Annotated in this window: 14 protein-coding genes; 9 read left to right on the forward strand and 5 right to left on the reverse strand. The window is 63.0% G+C overall.

Annotation, left to right across the window (positions count from 1 at the left end; genetic code table 11):
• Positions 1-25: 25 nt before the first annotated feature.
• From AC1DX6_RS07730 to AC1DX6_RS07745, 4 genes are all read left to right on the forward strand, one after another.
• Positions 26-3637, forward strand: coding sequence for a hydantoinase B/oxoprolinase family protein (locus AC1DX6_RS07730; RefSeq protein ID WP_477312149.1), 3612 nt, complete (start codon positions 26-28; stop codon positions 3635-3637).
• Positions 3638-3696: 59 nt separating this feature from the next.
• Positions 3697-4815, forward strand: a complete 1119-nt coding sequence (locus tag AC1DX6_RS07735; protein ID WP_477312150.1) for a low temperature requirement protein A — start codon at positions 3697-3699, stop codon at positions 4813-4815.
• A gap of 98 nt (positions 4816-4913) precedes the next feature.
• Positions 4914-6161 carry a BtaA family protein gene (locus AC1DX6_RS07740; protein ID WP_477312151.1) on the forward strand — a complete coding sequence of 416 codons (1248 nt, stop codon included), beginning with the start codon at positions 4914-4916 and terminating at the stop codon, positions 6159-6161.
• Positions 6158-6841 (forward strand): class I SAM-dependent methyltransferase, encoded by a 684-nt coding sequence (locus tag AC1DX6_RS07745; protein ID WP_477312152.1) that lies wholly within the window; start codon positions 6158-6160, stop codon positions 6839-6841. Before AC1DX6_RS07740 ends, AC1DX6_RS07745 begins: the two co-directional genes overlap by 4 nt.
• Positions 6842-7245: 404 nt before the next feature.
• Here the strand turns inward: AC1DX6_RS07745 and AC1DX6_RS07750 are convergent, their stop codons facing one another.
• Positions 7246-8625 (reverse strand): serine hydrolase domain-containing protein, encoded by a 1380-nt coding sequence (locus AC1DX6_RS07750; RefSeq protein ID WP_477312153.1) that lies wholly within the window; start codon positions 8623-8625, stop codon positions 7246-7248.
• A gap of 258 nt (positions 8626-8883) precedes the next feature.
• Between AC1DX6_RS07750 and AC1DX6_RS07755 the strand changes: the two genes are divergently transcribed.
• Both AC1DX6_RS07755 and AC1DX6_RS07760 read left to right on the forward strand, forming a co-directional pair.
• Positions 8884-9681: a glycoside hydrolase family 25 protein gene (locus AC1DX6_RS07755; RefSeq protein WP_477312154.1), complete on the forward strand. Its 798-nt coding sequence runs from the start codon at positions 8884-8886 to the stop codon at positions 9679-9681.
• A 198-nt stretch (positions 9682-9879) separates the two neighbouring features.
• Positions 9880-11058 (forward strand): lytic murein transglycosylase, encoded by a 1179-nt coding sequence (locus AC1DX6_RS07760; protein WP_477312155.1) that lies wholly within the window; start codon positions 9880-9882, stop codon positions 11056-11058.
• A gap of 41 nt (positions 11059-11099) precedes the next feature.
• Here the strand turns inward: AC1DX6_RS07760 and AC1DX6_RS07765 are convergent, their stop codons facing one another.
• The gene (locus tag AC1DX6_RS07765) at positions 11100-12320 is read right to left on the reverse strand and encodes an alanine racemase (RefSeq protein WP_477312156.1); all 1221 of its coding nucleotides are present in this window, start codon (positions 12318-12320) and stop codon (positions 11100-11102) included.
• Positions 12321-12529: 209 nt separating this feature from the next.
• Between AC1DX6_RS07765 and AC1DX6_RS07770 the strand changes: the two genes are divergently transcribed.
• Positions 12530-13450 carry a DMT family transporter gene (locus tag AC1DX6_RS07770; protein WP_477312157.1) on the forward strand — a complete coding sequence of 307 codons (921 nt, stop codon included), beginning with the start codon at positions 12530-12532 and terminating at the stop codon, positions 13448-13450.
• 393 nt (positions 13451-13843) lie between these two features.
• On the opposite strand, the gene metF is transcribed toward AC1DX6_RS07770, so the two are convergent.
• Positions 13844-14761, reverse strand: coding sequence for a methylenetetrahydrofolate reductase [NAD(P)H] (metF, locus tag AC1DX6_RS07775; RefSeq protein ID WP_477312158.1), 918 nt, complete (start codon positions 14759-14761; stop codon positions 13844-13846).
• Complete coding sequence (locus AC1DX6_RS07780) at positions 14761-15783, reverse strand: ArsR/SmtB family transcription factor (protein ID WP_477312159.1); 1023 nt, start codon at positions 15781-15783, stop codon at positions 14761-14763. Before AC1DX6_RS07780 ends, metF begins: the two co-directional genes overlap by 1 nt.
• A gap of 167 nt (positions 15784-15950) precedes the next feature.
• Between AC1DX6_RS07780 and tsaA the strand changes: the two genes are divergently transcribed.
• A complete protein-coding gene (tsaA, locus tag AC1DX6_RS07785; protein WP_477312160.1) occupies positions 15951-16472 on the forward strand; it encodes a tRNA (N6-threonylcarbamoyladenosine(37)-N6)-methyltransferase TrmO in 522 nt (173 codons plus the stop codon).
• Positions 16469-16783 (forward strand): DUF2293 domain-containing protein, encoded by a 315-nt coding sequence (locus AC1DX6_RS07790; RefSeq protein ID WP_477312161.1) that lies wholly within the window; start codon positions 16469-16471, stop codon positions 16781-16783. Before tsaA ends, AC1DX6_RS07790 begins: the two co-directional genes overlap by 4 nt.
• A 12-nt stretch (positions 16784-16795) precedes the next feature.
• Here the strand turns inward: AC1DX6_RS07790 and AC1DX6_RS07795 are convergent, their stop codons facing one another.
• Positions 16796-17302 (reverse strand): hypothetical protein, encoded by a 507-nt coding sequence (locus AC1DX6_RS07795; RefSeq protein ID WP_477312162.1) that lies wholly within the window; start codon positions 17300-17302, stop codon positions 16796-16798.
• Positions 17303-17336 lie beyond the last annotated feature (34 nt).

A 17336-nucleotide genomic window follows, 5' to 3' on the forward strand; every position in this document is an offset into this window, starting at 1 on the left:
GATGAAAATGCCGGGGACATGCCGTATGAACGCACAATGGGATTTCTGGATTGATCGCGGCGGCACCTTCACCGATGTCATCGGCCGCGATCCGCAAGGCGGCCTGCATCCCAGAAAACTCTTGTCGGAAAATCCCGAGGCCTATACCGACGCCGCCATCCAGGGCATTCGTGACCTGCTCGGCCTTCAATCCGGCGCTCCCATCCCCCCGGGCCTGATCGGCGACGTCAAGATGGGCACCACGGTGGCCACCAATGCGCTGCTGGAGCGCAAGGGCGACCGCGTGCTGCTGCTCATCACCAAAGGATTTCGCGACGCGCTGAAGATCGCCTATCAGGCGCGGCCCGATATCTTTGCCAAGGAAATCATCCTTCCCGAGCAGCTCTATGAGCGCGTCATCGAGATCGACGAGCGGGTGCAGGCCGACGGCAGTGTCGAACGACTGCTCGACATCGCCGCCTGCCGCCCGGCGATCGAGCAGGCGAAGACCGACGGCATCGATGCGGTAGCGATCGTCTTCATGCATGCGTGGAAATATCCCGACCACGAGAAGGCGGTGGCAAAGGTCTGCCGAAAGCTCGGGTTCGGCCAGGTCTCGGTCAGCCATGAGGTCTCGCCATTGATCAAGCTGGTCGGCCGTGGCGACACCACGGTGGTCGACGCCTATCTGTCGCCGATCCTGTCGAGGTATGTGCAAAGGGTGGCGGGGGAAATTGGTCCGTCCCCTCACCTGATGTTCATGATGTCGTCGGGCGGCCTCACCGCCGCCGACATGTTCCAGGGCAAGGACGCGCTGTTGTCGGGACCCGCCGGTGGCGTCGTCGGCATGGTCGAAACGGCAAGACTCGCCGGCTTCGAAAAAGTCATCGGCTTCGACATGGGCGGCACCTCGACCGATGTCGCGCACTATGACGGCGAGTATGAGCGCGCCTTCGACACCGAAGTCGCCGGCGTGCGCATCCGCGCGCCGATGATGCGCATCCACACTGTCGCCGCCGGCGGCGGTTCGATCCTGCACTACGAGGCCGGCCGTTTTCGCGCAGGGCCGGACTCCGCCGGGGCGAATCCTGGTCCAGCCGCCTACCGCCGCGGCGGCCCGCTGGCCGTTACCGACGCCAACGTCATGCTCGGCAAGCTGCAGCCGGATTTCTTCCCGGCCATTTTCGGACCCGGCCAGAACGAAGTTCTCGACGTCGAGACGGTGCGCACAAAGTTCACGGCGCTCGCCGGCGAGATCGGTGATGGCCGGACGCCCGAGGCCGTCGCCGAAGGCTTCGTCACCATCGCCGTCGAAAACATGGCCAACGCCATCAAGAAGATTTCCGTGCAGCGCGGCTATGACGTCACCGAGTATCTTCTCAACTGCTTTGGCGGCGCCGGTGGCCAGCATGCCTGCCTGGTTGCCGACGCGCTCGGCATGGAAGCGGTGCTGATCCACCCCTTCTCCGGCCTGCTCTCTGCCTATGGCATCGGCCTGTCCTCGGTGTTCGCCTCGCGCCAGCAGGCGCTGCTGAAGCCACTTGCCGAAGAGTCCAGAACCGAGATCGGCAGCCTCATTGCCGCCTTGAGGAAAGCGGTCATCGCCGAGCTCGCCGCGCAAGGCATCGCCGAGAACACGGTTGCCGCGAGACCGGTGCTGCACATTCGCTATGACGGCACCGACACGACACTGCCGGTGAATTTCGAGGGAGACTCGATTTTCCAGGCCAAGCGCGATTTCGAAGCCGCCCACAAGGCGCAGTTCGGCTTCGTCTATGACGACAAGCCGATGATCATCGAGACCATCGGCGTCGAAGGTACCGACACCGGCGGCACCGGCCGTGACGAAAGCGATTCAGTTGTTGAGGACATCGTCGCAAGTCCTTCCCAGACTCGGAAAATCTTTGCCGACGGTATCTGGCACGATGCCGGCATCTTCCCCCGCGAAGTGCTCAAGCCCGGGCACAAGGTCGCCGGCCCTGCCCTGATCATCGAGCCGAACCAGACCATCGTCGTCGAGCCGGGCTGGCAGGCCGAGATCACCGCCAGGAACCATGTGCTCCTGCGCCGCATCGAAGAGAAGCAGCGGCAGGCAGCGCTCGGCACCAAGGCAGATCCGGTGATGCTGGAAGTCTTCAACAACCTCTTCATGTCGATCGCCGAACAGATGGGCGTGACGCTGCAGAACACCGCCTATTCGGTGAACATCAAGGAACGGCTGGATTTCTCCTGCGCTGTCTTCGACCGCACCGGTGCGCTGGTCGCCAATGCGCCGCACATGCCGGTCCATCTCGGCTCCATGGACCGCTCGGTGGAAACCATCATCCGTCTGAACTCCGGCGACATCCATCCCGGCGACGTCTTTGCCCTGAACGCCCCCTACAATGGCGGCACGCACCTGCCCGACATTACCGTGGTGACGCCGGTCTTCGATGACGTCCAAAAGGAAATCCTCTTCTGGGCGGCGTCGCGCGGCCACCACGCCGATATCGGCGGCACAGCACCCGGCTCGATGACGCCGCTGGCCACCACGGTCGACGAGGAAGGCGTTCTGTTCGACAATTTCCGCATCGTCGATCGTGGAAAATTCCGCGAGACGGAACTGCACACGCTGCTCACCGACCACCGCTGGCCGGCCCGCAACCCGCACCAGAACATCGCCGACCTCAAGGCGCAGATCGCCGCCAACGAAAAGGGCGTCGCCGAATTGCGCAAGATGGTCGCGCATTTCGGTCTCGGCGTGGTCGAGGCCTATATGGGCCATGTCCAGGACAATGCCGCCGAAAGCGTGCGCCGCGTGCTGGAGCGGCTGCCGGACTCGTCGCAATATGAGTACCCGACCGACACCGGCCAGGTCATCAAGGTGAAGATATCGGTCGACCGGCAAAAGCGCGAGGCAACGGTCGACTTCACCGGCACATCACCGGTGATGAAGAACAATTTCAACGCGCCGGAGCCGGTCGCCCGCGCCGCCGTGCTCTATGTCTTCCGCGTCATGGTCGAGGACATGATCCCGATGAATGCCGGGTGCCTGAGGCCGATCAACATCATCATCCCTGACGGCTGCATGCTGAAGCCGGCCTACCCGGCCGCCGTCGTCGCCGGCAATGTCGAGACCTCACAGCATGTCACCAACGCGCTGTTCGGCGCCATGGGCGCGATGGCCAACGCGCAAGGCACGATGAACAACCTCACCTTCGGCAACGAGCAGTACCAGTATTACGAGACGATCTGCTCGGGCTCGCCGGCCGGACAGATGAACTCCGGCCGTGGTTTTGCTGGCACTTCCGGCGTCCACACCCACATGACCAATTCGCGCCTCACCGATCCGGAAGTGCTGGAATTGCGTTTTCCCGTCCTGCTCGAGGATTTCCACATCCGCGAGGGTTCTGGCGGCAAGGGCAAATGGAGCGCCGGCGATGGCACCAAACGCACCATCCGCTTCCTCGAAAAGATGGAATGCGCCATCCTGTCCTCGCATCGCAACCGCCCGCCGCAAGGCCTCGACGGCGGCGGAGATGGCGAGGTCGGCTCGACCAAGGTCCGCCGCAAGAACGGCCAGGTCGACATGCTGAAGGCCTGTGACCAGACCGTGCTCGACGCCGGTGACGCCGTCATCCTGACGACACCGACGCCAGGCGGGTTTGGTCGGCGATGACGGGTGCTTGCTAGACGCCTTTTGGCGGGCAATGGTGCGGCAAGTCAGGAGGCGGGTAGATGAGCCAAAGCGAACACGAAGAGGCGACGGATGTCGCGTCGATCGAACTGTTCTTTGACCTTGTCTTCGTGTTCGTCATCACCCAGTTCACGCAGCTTATCGAAGAAGCCCACTCGTTGGGCGACATTCTTTTGGTTTTGCTGGTGTTGGTGCCGGTCTGGTGGATGTACGCAGCTTTCAGCTGGCTGACCAACAATGCCGGTGAGAGTACGCTGCTGCGTCTGATCCTGATCGCCGCGATGGCAGGGTTTCTGGTGATGGCAATCGCCATTCCCGATGTCTTCGGCGACGGCGCGCTCGTCTTCGGCTTCTCCTATCTCTTTGTCGTCATCCTGCATCTGTTCGGCTTTGCCTGGCGCGGTCGCCATGGCGCGGCGCGCGCCATCCTGGCCACCATGCCGATCAATCTCGGCGCATCCGCGCTGTTGATCGGCGTTGCCCTGGTGGACAAGCCATGGAAGTGGCCGCTGCTTGTCGCCACGACCCTCATCTTTGTTTTCCAGATCTTCCGCATGATCACCACGCACGAGCAGCGTTTCGCTCTGAGTGCCGGCCACTTCGCCGAGCGGCACCGGCTGATCGTCATCATCGCGCTTGGTGAGTCGATCGTAGCTGTCGCGGTGGGTACTGGCGGCAACGCCCACCTAACCGAAATCGGCGGGCTTGCAGGTTTGGCGCTGGCTCTGGCGCTGGTCGCGGCACTGTGGTGGAGCTATTTCGACCGCGAAGACCAGCGCGCCGAAGACCATTTCGTCAATGCCGCGCCCGACATGCGCACCCGCATGGCTCTTCTCGGCTACTGGGGCGGCCACCTCGTCTTGCTGTTCGGCATCATCCTGGTTTCGGCCGGCATCCGGGAATTGCTCGATACAGGCCATGACGCCTCGTCGCATGCGCCGTGGCTGCTCAGTGCCGGCATCTCGGTGTTCATGGTTGGCGAGATGCTCTTTCGGGCAATGCTGGGCATTCGTCCCTTGCTGAACAAGCTTGTCGCCGCGGTGCTTGCGCTGGCGCTTGGCCTGATCGGCTCGGCATGGCCGCCAATGGTCTTTCTGGCCATGGCCACCGCGCTCGTCATCGGTGTAGCCGCGGCCGAACGGCGATTCCAGGTGCGATAGCTCCAACCCTGGCATTTGCATTGCCCGCTGCCACTGTCATGCACCTGTCATCAGCCGGCGCTACCCGCTTGCGCCAAAGCAAATGGGGAATCAGCGGCATGACGGACGTTTCCGGAGAACTGGTTTTTCGCCGCGGCAAGGAAGTTGGAAAAGCCGTCTACCAGAACCGCCCACTGTCGAAGGCCGGCCTCTCCGAACGGCTTTTTGCCTTGCTGTTCTCCGGCCTCGTCTATCCGCAGATCTGGGAAGACCCCGATGTCGACATGGACGCGATGCAGCTTGGCAAGGGCCACCGCGTCGTCACCATCGCTTCCGGCGGCTGCAACATCCTCGCCTATCTCACGCGGTCACCGGAGCGGGTCGACGCCGTCGATCTCAACGCCGCCCACATCGCGTTGAACCGCATGAAGCTCGAGGCGGTGCGCCATCTGCCCTCACAGGGCGACCTGTTCCGCTTCTTCGGCGCCGCTGACACCCGTCACAATTCGGAAGCCTACGACCGCTTCATCGCCCCGCATCTCGACCCGGTCAGCCGTCACTATTGGGAGCGCCGCAGCTGGCGCGGCCGTCGCCGCATCGCCGTCTTCGACCGGAATTTCTACCAGACCGGCCTGCTCGGCCTGTTCATCGCCATGGGCCACCGCACGGCCAAATTCTTCGGCGTCAACCCTGCCGGCATCATGGAAGCCAAAAGCATCGCCGACCAGCGCCGCTTCTTCAACGAGGAACTGGCCCCGGTCTTCGAAAAGAAGCTGCTGAAATGGGCGACGTCGCGCAAAGCCTCGCTGTTCGGCCTCGGCATTCCGCCGGCGCAATATGATTCACTGATCACCTCGGGCGACGGCAGCATGGCCAGCGTGCTGAAAGCCCGGCTCGAAAAGCTGGCTTGCGACTTTCCGCTGGAGAAGAACTATTTCGCCTGGCAGGCTTTTGCCCGCCGCTACCCGAACCCCGGTGAAGCCGCCCTGCCCGCCTACCTCGAAGAGCGCAACTACAAGACGATCCGCAACAACATCGATGGCGTTGCCATCCACCACGCCAATCTGATCGAGTTCCTGGCCGGCAAGGACGCCGGTTCCGTCGACCGCTTCGTCCTGCTCGACGCGCAGGACTGGATGACAGACGACCAGCTCAATGCGCTGTGGGCAGAAATCACCCGCACCGCGTCCACCGGAGCGCGTGTCATCTTCCGCACCGCCGCCGAACCCAGCCTGTTGCCCGGCCGCGTCTCGAATTCGCTGCTTGATCAGTGGCGCTATGAGGACGAGGCCTCACGCGAGTTTTCGGCGCGCGACCGCTCAGCTATCTATGGCGGCTTCCATCTCTATGTGAAGCAGACGGCATGAGTACCACCGAGTTGCCGGCCAGCCATGCCGAGCTGATGGACGGCGTCTACCGCTGGCAGCGCCACATCTACGACCTGACCCGCAAATACTATCTGCTCGGCCGTGACCAGATGATATCAGGGCTGGAGGTGCCTGCCGGTGGCACGGTGCTGGAACTCGGCTGCGGCACGGGCCGCAACATCATCCTCGCCGCCCGCCGCTACCCCGACGCCCGCTTCTTCGGCCTCGATATTTCGGCCGAGATGCTGGAGACAGCCGGCGCTGCCATTGCCCGCGAAGGCCTGTCCGGTGCTGTTGTGCTGGCACGCGGCGACGCCACCGATTTCAATGCGAAGGCTCTGTTCGGCCTCGAGCGCTTCGACCGCATTTTCGTCTCGTATTCGCTGTCGATGATTCCCGGCTGGGAGAAGACGGTGTCCGCAGCGCTCGCCGCGCTCGCGCCCGGCGGCGAGCTGCATGTCGTCGACTTCGGCCAGCAGGAAGGCTTGCCACGCTGGTTCCGCTCACTGCTGCGCGGCTGGCTCCGGAAGTTCCATGTCGCGCCGCGCGAAACGTTGCGCGAGGTTCTCGAATCGGACTCTGCAAGAATCGGTGCAAGCCTCCGATTCCAAAAGCTTTATCGTGGCTATACGTGGCTCGCTGTCATTGGGCGCGCAAGCAACCAGGGCAGCGCCGGTTGAGGCCTGGGCGGCTGTCCAGGACAATCGACGCAACGCCTGAAAAGTGGTACATCGGCCCCGTCTCTATTTCCCTCAAGGAGGAGAACATGAGTGCGCGGGGACTCTTTTCGTTAGCTGCTTGCATGATTTTCTTGAGCTCGTCTGCAATGAGCAACTCGAGCCTGGATGTGCCAACCAGGTTGAATATTTCATACCCTAGCAATACCGAACAACAAAGCCGGCAGACAAACCAATTTCTTCAGACTGCACAGCAGGATGTCTGCTGTCCTGGCGGTTATCCCTGGTATCGCAATTCAACAAACACGTGCTACGGCAGCTATGAAGATTGCCACGATACCGATGGCGGAGGCTGGTCCTGCAGACAGGTCAACGCCTGCTAGGATCATGACCCACTAAATCGCGTGCTAGTGTAGCGCTTTGACCAGCGCCGCCACCATCGTCTGCGGCCGGTAGCCGAGCTTGGCCGGCGTCAGCCCCAGCCGCACCACCACCAGCTGCTCGGACGGGATGATGGCAACCGTCTGCCCATCATGGCCCTCCATCCAGTAGGTATCCTTGGGCAGGCCTGAGGCAATTCCGGCGCCGGGGCTTTCCTCATCGCCCGGGCCCTCGATCCAAAGCTGGCCCTTGCCGTAGACTTTAGAGGCCAGCGCCGGCTCCCGCATCCAGTCGACGAAGCCGGCCGGCAGGATTTCGTTGCCGTTCCAGACCCCGCCCTGCAGCAGGAACTGACCGAAGCGCGCCCAGTCATGCGCCGTGGCGTAGAAGTAGGATGAGCCGACGAATGTGCCCTGCTCGTCGGTTTCCAGCACGGCGCTGTGCATGCCGAGCGGCTCGAACAGCGCCTTTCCTGGCCAGGCCAGCGCCTTGTCCTTGTCGCCGATCGCGTCCTGCCACAGCCGCGACAGCATCACCGCCGTACCGCTGGAATAGGAGAACACCTTGCCGACCTCGCCGGCGAGCGGCTTGGATTCGGCGAACCCCGACATGTCAGGTTCGAGATAGAGCATGCGTGTGACGTCGGCGACGTCGCCATAGTCCTCGTTGAACTCCAGCCCGCTCGACATCGCCATCATGTCGGCAAGGCTGATAGCGGCGCGGCCATCTGCCTTCCAGGGCGCGAACAGCCCCTTGTCGGTGACAGTCATCTTGCCGTCCTTGACCAGCGTGCCGACGATCGCCGCATTCACCGTCTTGGTCATCGACCAGCCGAGCAGCGGCGTCTTTTGCGAAAAACCGTCGCCATAGCGCTCGGCAACGATATGACCGTTTTTCACCACCACCACGGCCCGCATCCCGGTGCCCGTCTCGCCCGGATCGTCGAGAATTTTGGCCACCTCGGGATCCTGTGAGCTGTCGACCCGCTCGCCCTCCGGCCACAAGACGTCCTGCTTTTTGGCGGCCGGTTCGACATGGATCGATGTCCGCCGCGCCTTGGTAACGTTTCCGTCGGGAACCGAGGCACAGCCGAGACCATCGCGGGAAACCGCAATGCCCTTGCCGAGCACGCCGAACAGGCCCGCCGAGACCGTCCCCCTATTCTTGTCCACAGACACCCGCATCAGCCTGAGCAACGGGTGACCAGGCGCCTGGACATCGACGGCCAACACATCGTTGGCATCGCGTCCGGCGATAAAGACGTTCGAGCAGACGATCTTGGCCGAATAGCCCGAGCCGACGCGGATCAGTTCCGGCGGCGCCAGATAGAGCCAGGCAAACAGCGCAGCGATCGCCAGCACGACCAGACCGAGCAGCCATTTGACGACTTTTACGACCATCCGCATCTTTTCCGTCCCCGCTTTTCGGCTGCCCAATGGTTTCCGGCTCGATTTATGTCATCGATTTGCCGCCATTGCTTCGGCAAAATCGGGGTTCTTGTCGAGCGCCGTCAACCTGTTATCAACCATGATCGGCGATCACTGGAGAATCGGGCGATGCTGTGGGGCGATCGTCTGAGGGCTGGTCCGTGTCGACCAAGGCACCGTGGGGCCACCGCAACAACAACCCAACAGCGACCGGCTGATTCCGGCTCGGAAGATGCGATGCGCCGTTTCGCGGCCCTCATCACGTTGACGCTGCTGGCTGCATGCTCGACCGTCGGCGACCTCGTGCCGGTCATGTCCTCGTCCAGCAGCCCGACGGTTGCGGTGAGAGCCCCGCGCTTCGACGATTCCAAGCCGCATGAATGGGACAGCGGCGCGCCGTGGAACTATGCCGTTCACGGCACCGACGTTTCCAAATACCAGACCTCGGTCGACTGGCCGGCGGCCAAGGCCAGCGGCATTTCCTTCGCCTTCATCAAGGCGACCGAAGGCGGCGACCGCTTCGACGAGTATTTCAACGAGCATTGGGCGCGCACGAAAGCCAACGGGATTCCGCGCGCGGCCTATCATTTCTTCTATTTCTGCACGCCCGCCGCCACGCAGGCGCGCTGGTTCATCGAGAACGTGCCCGTTGACCGTTCGGCGATGCCGCCGGTTCTCGACATGGAATGGAACCCGAAATCGCCGACCTGCCGGTTGCGCCCGGACTCGGCCACGGTGCGCGCTGAGATGACCACCTTCCTCGAAATCGTCGAAAGGCACTATGGCAAGAAGCCGATCATCTACACTTCGGTCGACTTCTTCGACGACAACGACCTGTCGACCTTTCGCGGCTATCCCTACTGGCTGCGCTCCGTCGCCGGCCATCCGCGCCAAAAATACGGCAGCCACCCCTTCACTTTCTGGCAATACACCGGAACCGGCATCGTTCCGGGCATGACCGGCAAGACCGACATCAACGTTTTCAACGGCTCGGAAGCCGCCTGGAACAAGTGGCTGCGGCAGAACACCCGTTGACACCGGGTTCAACGGCAGCACCACCTTCAAAAAGGGGCTGCGGCAGAAGAACCGTTGACACCGGTGCAACGGCAGCGAAGCCGCCCGAAACAAGTGGCTGCGGCAGAACAACCGTTGACACCGGCGCTCCCGCCTGCTTTTCGACAGCCAACAACCCACGTCTACAACCGCTGGTGATCTTGTCTCGAAAGGATGGCGATGCGACTGCGCTTTGAAATTCTCTCGGCGCTGTTGCTGACGGCCTCGGCCCTGCCGTCGCAGGCGCAGCAATGCGGCGGCGATTTCGAGGCGTGGAAGCAAGGCGTGGCGGTGGAAGCCAAGGCGGCCGGCGTCGGTGCTGCCGGTCTCGACGCCCTGGAAGCCGCTGTTATCGATGACAAGGTGCTGGCGCGCGACCGTGCCCAAGGCGTCTTTTCCCAGACCTTCATCGAATTCTCCAACCGCATGATTGCGCCCTACCGGCTGAAGCAGGGCGCGGCCAAGCTGAAGAAATACGCCGATGTCTTTGCCCGCGCCGACCAGCAGTTCGGCGTCCAGGCGCCGATCATCGCCGCCTTCTGGGCGTTGGAAACCGACTTCGGCACCGTGCAAGGTGACTTCCACACGCTGGATGCGCTGGTCACGCTGTCGCATGACTGCCGCCGCCCCGAACTGTTCCGGCCGCAGATCGTGCCGCTGCTGACGCTGATCGACCACGGCGTCGTGCCGGCCGACGTCAAGGGCGCCTGGGCCGGCGAAATCGGCCAGACGCAGATGCTGCCGTCCGACTATCTGGCCCGCGGCGTCGACGGCGACGGCGACGGGATCGTCGACCTGCGCGGCAGCGCGCCCGATGTCATCATGACCACCGCCAGCAAGATTCTGTCGCGCGGCTGGAAACGTGACCAGCCCTGGATCGAGGAGGTGCGCGTCCCCGAAGACATGCCGTGGGGCCAGACCGGCCGCACCAACAAGCTGCCGCTGTCGCAGTGGGCGCAGTGGGGCGTCACCAATCCCGACGGCACGCCGCTTATCGACAACGGCCTGAAGGCCGGCCTGGCCCTGCCTATGGGCCGCAAGGGCCCCGCCTTCCTCGCCTATGACAATTTCGATGTTTATCTCGAGTGGAACCAGTCCTTCACCTACGCGCTCACCGCCGCCAACCTCGCCGCCCGGCTGGCAGGGGCAAAGCAGTTCGACCCGCGCAATCCGGAAACCGGCCTCAACGGCGACCAGATGAAGGAACTGCAGACCAAGCTCGAGGCCAAAGGCTACGACGTCGGCACGGTCGACGGCATCCTGGGCACCAACACCCGCGAAGCCATCCGCAAGGAACAGATGCGGCTAGGCCTGCCGGTCGATGGCTGGCCGACGCCGGAGCTGTTGGCTAGGCTGTAGCGCCTCTTCCCTTCTCCCGCAGGGGGAGAAAGGAAGAATCCCTAATCCGCCATCGTCTCCAAACTCGCAAACCCTTGCGGCGCATCGCCTTCGTCGAAGGGCGTCGTCACCTCGACGAAGGTGTCGGGATAAAAGCCGTTGAAGCGGGTTCTGAGCGACAGCGAATAGGCGCCGATATGGCCGATCTCGATCCAGTCGCCGGTGTCGACGGTTTCCGGCAGCCAGAAAGGCCGCGACAGGATGTCGACGGAATCGCAGGTCGCGCCGCACACCTTGAACGGCACGATGTTCTTCTCCTCGCCATTGCGCGAGCGGATCGCCGGGTCGGGAATGAAGCGGGCCGGCAGTGTGATCTTGCCGGTCCATGAATCCGACAGCGATGCCCAGATGCCGTCATTGATGTAAAGCCGCTTGCCCTTGCGCAGCAGCACGCGCACGATCAGCGACAGGCAGCGCGCCACGATCACCCGGCCGGGCTCCGCCACCAGCGGCATCTGGTCGAACTGGTATTCCTTTATGTCGCCCGCCAGCCGCGACATGATCTGGCCGATCGACGGCATCTCGATCTGCTTGCGGTTGGGGTCGTGGCCGTACTCGGCCGGAAAGCCGCCACCGACATCGAGCCCGGCAATGTCGAAGGAGACGCGGTTGCGCACCCAGTCGGCCGAGGCCAGCGCCCGCTCGAACGTGTCGGGGTCCTCGATCTGGCTGCCGACATGGAAGCACAGGCCGACCTTGTAGCCGGTGCGGTTGAGCCGCTCGGCGAGTTCCACCGCATAGGCCGGGCCGGCGCCGAATTTCTTCGACAGTTCGTAGGCGGCCGAGCCTTTGGTCTGGATGCGCACGAAGACGCTGATGGCACCCGGATCGATGTCGAGCGCCCGCACCACCCTGGTCAGTTTGGTGATCTCGTCCTCATGGTCGAGCGAGATGACGCGGATACCGTATTTCTCCAGCGCCAGCTTGATGTCCGACTGCGCCTTGACCGGATGCATGTAGAGCATCTCGGCATCGGGCGAGACGGCGCGCACGGCGGCGAACTCGCCCGGCGAGGCGACATCGAAGGCGGTGACGCCGGCCTCGACCAGCGCCTTTAGCACGATCTGTTCGCCATTGGTCTTGACCGCATAGGCGGTCTTGCCGGGAAACATGCCCATGAATTGCCTGGCGTCCGCCTGCAGCACCTGCGGGCGGAAGCAGTAGATCGGATCGTCGGGACGAAGCGCCAGTGCCGCCTCGCGGGCATTTTCGAATCGCTGCATGGACGAATCCTCAATCAGGGGCTGCGCACAATTAATCCAAGCTAGCGGCTAATGAAAACAATTCTGTGTCTCGCGCTCCTGACGCGGCGGCACTACGCCAGTTCTGGGGAATGCTACGCCAGCGATCAGGTTTCGGGTGGCTCTTGTCATCGAAGTCTTTATCGCTTCAGCCTGACTGGCTGGCATTCGGACCCGTCTGGGAGGACCACATGGCAATAGCGACGACAACGCCCACAGCACGCGGGCCGATGGTGCTCAAGGACTGGGCGCAGCTCCTGCTGCTTGGCGCCATCTGGGGCGGCTCGTTCTTCTTTGCCCGCATCGCGGTTGGCGAGTTGCACCCGCTTGTGCTGGTGTTGTTTCGTGTCGCCATCGCGGCAATAGCGCTTCAGCTCTATCTGGGCCTGCGCGGCCCTTCCTTCCGTCTTGCGTTACCGCATGCCGGCCTGTTCTTTCTGCTGGCGCTGACCAACAACATCATCCCCTTCTCGCTGATCTTTGCCGGCCAGACCGAGCTTGGCGCCGGCGTCGCCTCGGTGCTCAATGCGACGACGCCGTTCTGGACGCTGATCCTCGCCAATGCGCTGACATCCGACGAAAAGCTGTCCTGGAACAAGGTCGCCGGCATCGTGCTCGGCATTGCCGGCACCGCGGTGATGATCGGCCCCGGCGTGCTTGCCGGGCTCGGCGGCCCGGTCTGGGCCAAATTCGCGCTGATCGGCGCCTCGCTGTCCTATGCCGTCGCCCTGATGGTCGCCCGCCGTTTCAAGGGCGTGCCCTCGCCGGTCATCGCCACCGGACAATTGACGGCATCGACCATCATTATGATCCCGGTCGTGCTCTTCACCTACGGTCCGGCGGGACTGTTCTCGGCCTCGCCACCGGTATGGGCGGCGGTGTTTGCGCTGGCGCTGCTGTCCACCGCCTTCGCCTACATCCTCTATTTCAACCTCGTTGCCTCGGCCGGCGCCACCAACGCCTCGCTGGTCACGCTCATCGTGCCGGCCAGCGCCATCCTCCTCGGTTTCCTGTTCCTGGGTGAACGGCTCGAACTGTTCGAACTCGGCGGCATGGCGTTGATCGCGTTCGGTCTCGTCACCATCGACGGCCGCCTGTTCGGCCGACGGTAGCGCTGTCATGCCGCCGTTCGGCCGCGGCTTTGCCACATTTTATTCACAGGTCTGAAGCCGGCTTTTGCCGAAGAGTTTCAATGCTTAACGGCAAATGGCAGGTCGCAAATTCCACAATTTCGTCGCAATGCAGCATATTTTCCGCTTGCCTGTTGCACAAATGACCCTAGACTCCGGTCAATAGCTCTTTAAGAGGAGGCTATGACATGGGACTGACAAGGCCAATCAACGCATTGATGATTTGTGCTGCGTTCGCATTCATCGGAGCCCTCATTATGGGCTTTCTTCCATAAGACCGCTGGAGCGGGGGAAGACCAGCACTAAATAGTCCAAATCATTGAAAAGGCCGGGTTTTCACCCGGCCTTTTTGCATTCTTGAGGTGCAGCGGAGCCTTAAGCAGCCGCCGATCCCGCCGTCTCCGCCTCATGCGAGCGGATGCCGATCATGTGGCAGATGGCGAACACCAGATCGGCCCGGTTCATCGTGTAGAAATGGAAATCGCCGACGCCGCGTTCGACCAGGTCGAGCACCTGCTCGGCCGCCACCGCGGAGGCCACCAGCGCATGCGTCTGCGGGTCCTTCTGCAGCCCCTCGAAGCGCTCGGCCAGCCATGCCGGCACCAGCGCGCCGCAGCGCGACGAGAAATTGGCGACCTGGGTGAAATTGTGCACGGGCAATATGCCCGGCACGATCGGGATGTAGATGCCGGCCCGCCGCGCCCGCTCGACATAGCGCTCATAAAGATCGTTGTCGAAGAAGAATTGGGTGATCGCGCGCGTCGCGCCATTGTCGACCTTGCGCTTCAGCATGTCGATATCAGTGGCGAAGTCCGGGCTTTCCGGATGCTTTTCCGGATAGGCGGAGACCGAAATGTCGAAATCGCCGGCGTTCTTCAGTGCCCCGACCAGCTCGGCGCCATTGGCATAGCCGTCCGCGTGCGGCCGGTAGGCGGCGCCGACGCCTTCTGCCGGATCGCCACGCAAGGCGACGAAGCGCTTCACGCCCATGTCGGCGAATTCCTGGATGACGGCGTCGACCTCATGACGCGCCGCATCGACGCAAGTCATGTGCGCCGCCGGCGTCAGGCTGGTCTCCTTCAGAATGCGGCTGATCGTGCGGGCCGTGCGCTCGCGCGTCGAGCCGCCGGCGCCATAGGTCACCGAGACGAATTTCGGCTTCAGCGGCTCCAGCCGGGTGACGGTGTCCCACAGCCTGGCTTCCATCTCATCATTCTTCGGCGGGAAGAACTCGAACGACACCCTGACCTTGTCGCCAATGTCGGGACGGCGGGAAAAGCGGAACTGGTTCATCAGGCGATTTCCCCCATCGGGTAAGCTTGGGCGGGTTGGCTGTCATTGGAAGGCTCGGCGATCAGCATGCGGCGGTCGCGGCCGAGCCAGAGTTTTACGGTCAGCTTGGCCTCGTTGCCGCCGCGCGGTTCGAACTCTTGGGCATCTTCAAGGTCGAGCCCGGCCTCGGAAAACCACTCTGCGATCTGCCGGTCGGAAAAGCCGAGCCGCATATGGGCGTGCTGGTCGCGAAGAAATTCCAGCGCATGCGGCGCGAAATCGACGATCACCAGCCGGCCGGCCGGCCGCAGCAGCCTCGCCGCCTCGCGGATGGCGCGGGCGGGATCGTCAAGATAGTGCAGCACCTGATGGATGGTGACGAGATCGAAGGCGTCGCGCTCGACCGGCGGTGCGAAAATATCGCCTTGCCGCACCTGGGCGTTCGACACGCCCGCCTTGTCGAGATTGGCGCGCGCCACAGTCAGCATCTCGCGCGACATGTCGATGCCGACGCCGCGCCGGTAGAGCGGCGAAAAGATCTCGAGCAGCCGCCCGGTGCCGGTGCCGAGATCGAGCATCGACTGGAACGGCCGCTTGCCGACGAGCTTGATGAGAGCGGCTTCGACGGCACGGTCCGCCACATGCAGCGAACGGATGTGGTCCCAGCTGGCGGCGTTTTCGGAAAAATACTCGGCGGCGCGGTCCTGCCGCTTGCGCTTGACCGACGCCAGCCGCTCGAGATCGCGTTCGACCTGCGGATCGGCGCCCCGTATGCCGGAGACGAGCCGCAGCACGAAATCACGTGCCGAATCGGTATCCGACAGCCGGAAGAAGGCCCACGAGCCCTCCTGGTAGCGGCCGATCAGCCCGGCTTCGAGCAGTAGCTTCAGGTGGCGCGACACGCGCGGCTGCGACTGGCCGAGGATTTCGGTGAGATCGGAAACCGTGAGGTCGCCACGCGACAGCAGCGCCAATATGCGCAGCCGGCTGGATTCGGCCGCCGCCTTTAACGTATCCACCATCGTATCGAGCGCGACATGCATTGGCGTATTCTCTTTGAAAAAGATATAAACATATGTTTATGTCGATTTTCACCGCCTTGCAAGACCTATGTCGCTGCTGGACAAGAAAATGCCGCTGGCGTGATCCCCACGCTCAAGCACCGCTTTTCGGTCACGATCGGTGGGAACATGTGATAGAGGCGAAAACCATGTTCGAGACCCGCACTGGCGAAAAGCTTCTGGAAACCGATCCGGCCGACATGCCGCCAGACGGCCATGTCGTCTTCATCGGCCGCATCGCCTCGCCATGGACCTCGCGCGAGACTTGCCCGAAGAACATGAACGCGGCGCGGGAAACGGGACGGGCGGCATTCCTCACAATCGAGGCGCCCTATCGTCCCGGCCTGCTTGCCTTGGAACGCGCCAGCCACATCGTTATCCTATCGTGGTTGCACCACGCGCCGCGGACTCTGATTGTGCAAAACCCCCGCCATGCGGCTGAACCGAAAGGCGTTTTCTCGTTGCGCTCCCCTGCCCGGCCGAACCCGGTCGGGCTGCATATAGCCAGGCTGATCGCCGTCGACATCGACAGCGGGCGCATCGATATCGACGCCATCGATGTGCTCGACGGCACGCCGGTCATCGACATCAAGCCCTATTTCGCCTCGACCGATGCGTTTGCCGAGGCGACCATTGCCGGGCGCGACGAACCCAGTCGCGGTGAACAGTGAGCGCGCCGACCGGCCGCCGCCGCGCCATCGCCAAGGCATTGACAGCGCTTCTGCCGCTGGCGCCCTATGCCGACATGGAGAAAATCCGCACCGACGCCGGTTCGGTGCATATGAAGACCTTGCCGCCGAGCATTGCCGTTTGGCTGGCGACAACGGCGCATATCCGCCATGTGCACACCGACTACGAAAAGCTGCTGGCCGAGGGCTATGACCGCGACTCAGCGCGCTTCTTCGTCATCGAACAGACCAACATCGTGCTGACCCGCTGGCGCGCCACGCGTCTGCTCGACTCCGACGACGAGGAAGAATAGCGCGAGGCGCCGCTATTTCCGTGTCAGGACGGCGACGGCGTTATAGGGCTGGCCGTCTGCCTGGCCAACCCAGGTCCAGGACAGGTTCCCCTTAAAAAACCTGACGGTGATCGCGCCGCCATCGATGCACTTGTCCTGGCCATAGGTAATGCTCTCGCGGTATTCGGCGGACGTGTCGTCCCTGGAAATCTGGGCCAGCGATCCGCCGCAGCTGAGCGACGGATAATCGATCGACGCACCGCTGTCGTTGATCGTCATGGCGATCGACCAGTCGGCGCCGGTGGCGCCGGCCGGGCTTTGATGGCCACTGCCGACCCAGGTCCCGGTCAGCGACGGCACATTGACCACGCAAGGCAGGTTCTGGAAGATCGGCGTTAGCTCGCTGCCCGTTTTCTCGCAACGGTATGTCTGGCCGCTTTGGCACAGTTCCTCGCCCTCTCGTGCGCACTGGGCAAAGGCTTCGCCAGTGGCAACGAAGACCCCCATTGCCAAGATGATGGCTCGAAATCCCGCTTGCATGCCCTCGTCCCCCTCCGGCTACGTTCGCCCGAGA

The organism is Mesorhizobium sp. P2_C4 (assembly GCF_056404575.1).

Excerpts from the sequence above, each read along its gene's own strand:
- AC1DX6_RS07740 (WP_477312151.1), top strand. The coding sequence starts at position 4,914 with ATGACGGACGTTTCCGGAGAACTGGTTTTTCGCCGCGGCAAGGAAGTT.
- AC1DX6_RS07755 (WP_477312154.1), top strand. The coding sequence starts at position 8,884 with ATGCGCCGTTTCGCGGCCCTCATCACGTTGACGCTGCTGGCTGCATGC.
- metF (WP_477312158.1), bottom strand. The coding sequence starts at position 14,761 with ATGAACCAGTTCCGCTTTTCCCGCCGTCCCGACATTGGCGACAAGGTC.
- AC1DX6_RS07770 (WP_477312157.1), top strand. The coding sequence starts at position 12,530 with ATGGCAATAGCGACGACAACGCCCACAGCACGCGGGCCGATGGTGCTC.
- AC1DX6_RS07765 (WP_477312156.1), bottom strand. The coding sequence starts at position 12,320 with ATGCAGCGATTCGAAAATGCCCGCGAGGCGGCACTGGCGCTTCGTCCC.
- tsaA (WP_477312160.1), top strand. The coding sequence starts at position 15,951 with ATGTTCGAGACCCGCACTGGCGAAAAGCTTCTGGAAACCGATCCGGCC.
- AC1DX6_RS07780 (WP_477312159.1), bottom strand. The coding sequence starts at position 15,783 with ATGCATGTCGCGCTCGATACGATGGTGGATACGTTAAAGGCGGCGGCC.
- AC1DX6_RS07760 (WP_477312155.1), top strand. The coding sequence starts at position 9,880 with ATGCGACTGCGCTTTGAAATTCTCTCGGCGCTGTTGCTGACGGCCTCG.
- AC1DX6_RS07735 (WP_477312150.1), top strand. The coding sequence starts at position 3,697 with ATGAGCCAAAGCGAACACGAAGAGGCGACGGATGTCGCGTCGATCGAA.
- AC1DX6_RS07750 (WP_477312153.1), bottom strand. The coding sequence starts at position 8,625 with ATGCGGATGGTCGTAAAAGTCGTCAAATGGCTGCTCGGTCTGGTCGTG.
- AC1DX6_RS07730 (WP_477312149.1), top strand. The coding sequence starts at position 26 with ATGAACGCACAATGGGATTTCTGGATTGATCGCGGCGGCACCTTCACC.
- AC1DX6_RS07745 (WP_477312152.1), top strand. The coding sequence starts at position 6,158 with ATGAGTACCACCGAGTTGCCGGCCAGCCATGCCGAGCTGATGGACGGC.
- AC1DX6_RS07795 (WP_477312162.1), bottom strand. The coding sequence starts at position 17,302 with ATGCAAGCGGGATTTCGAGCCATCATCTTGGCAATGGGGGTCTTCGTT.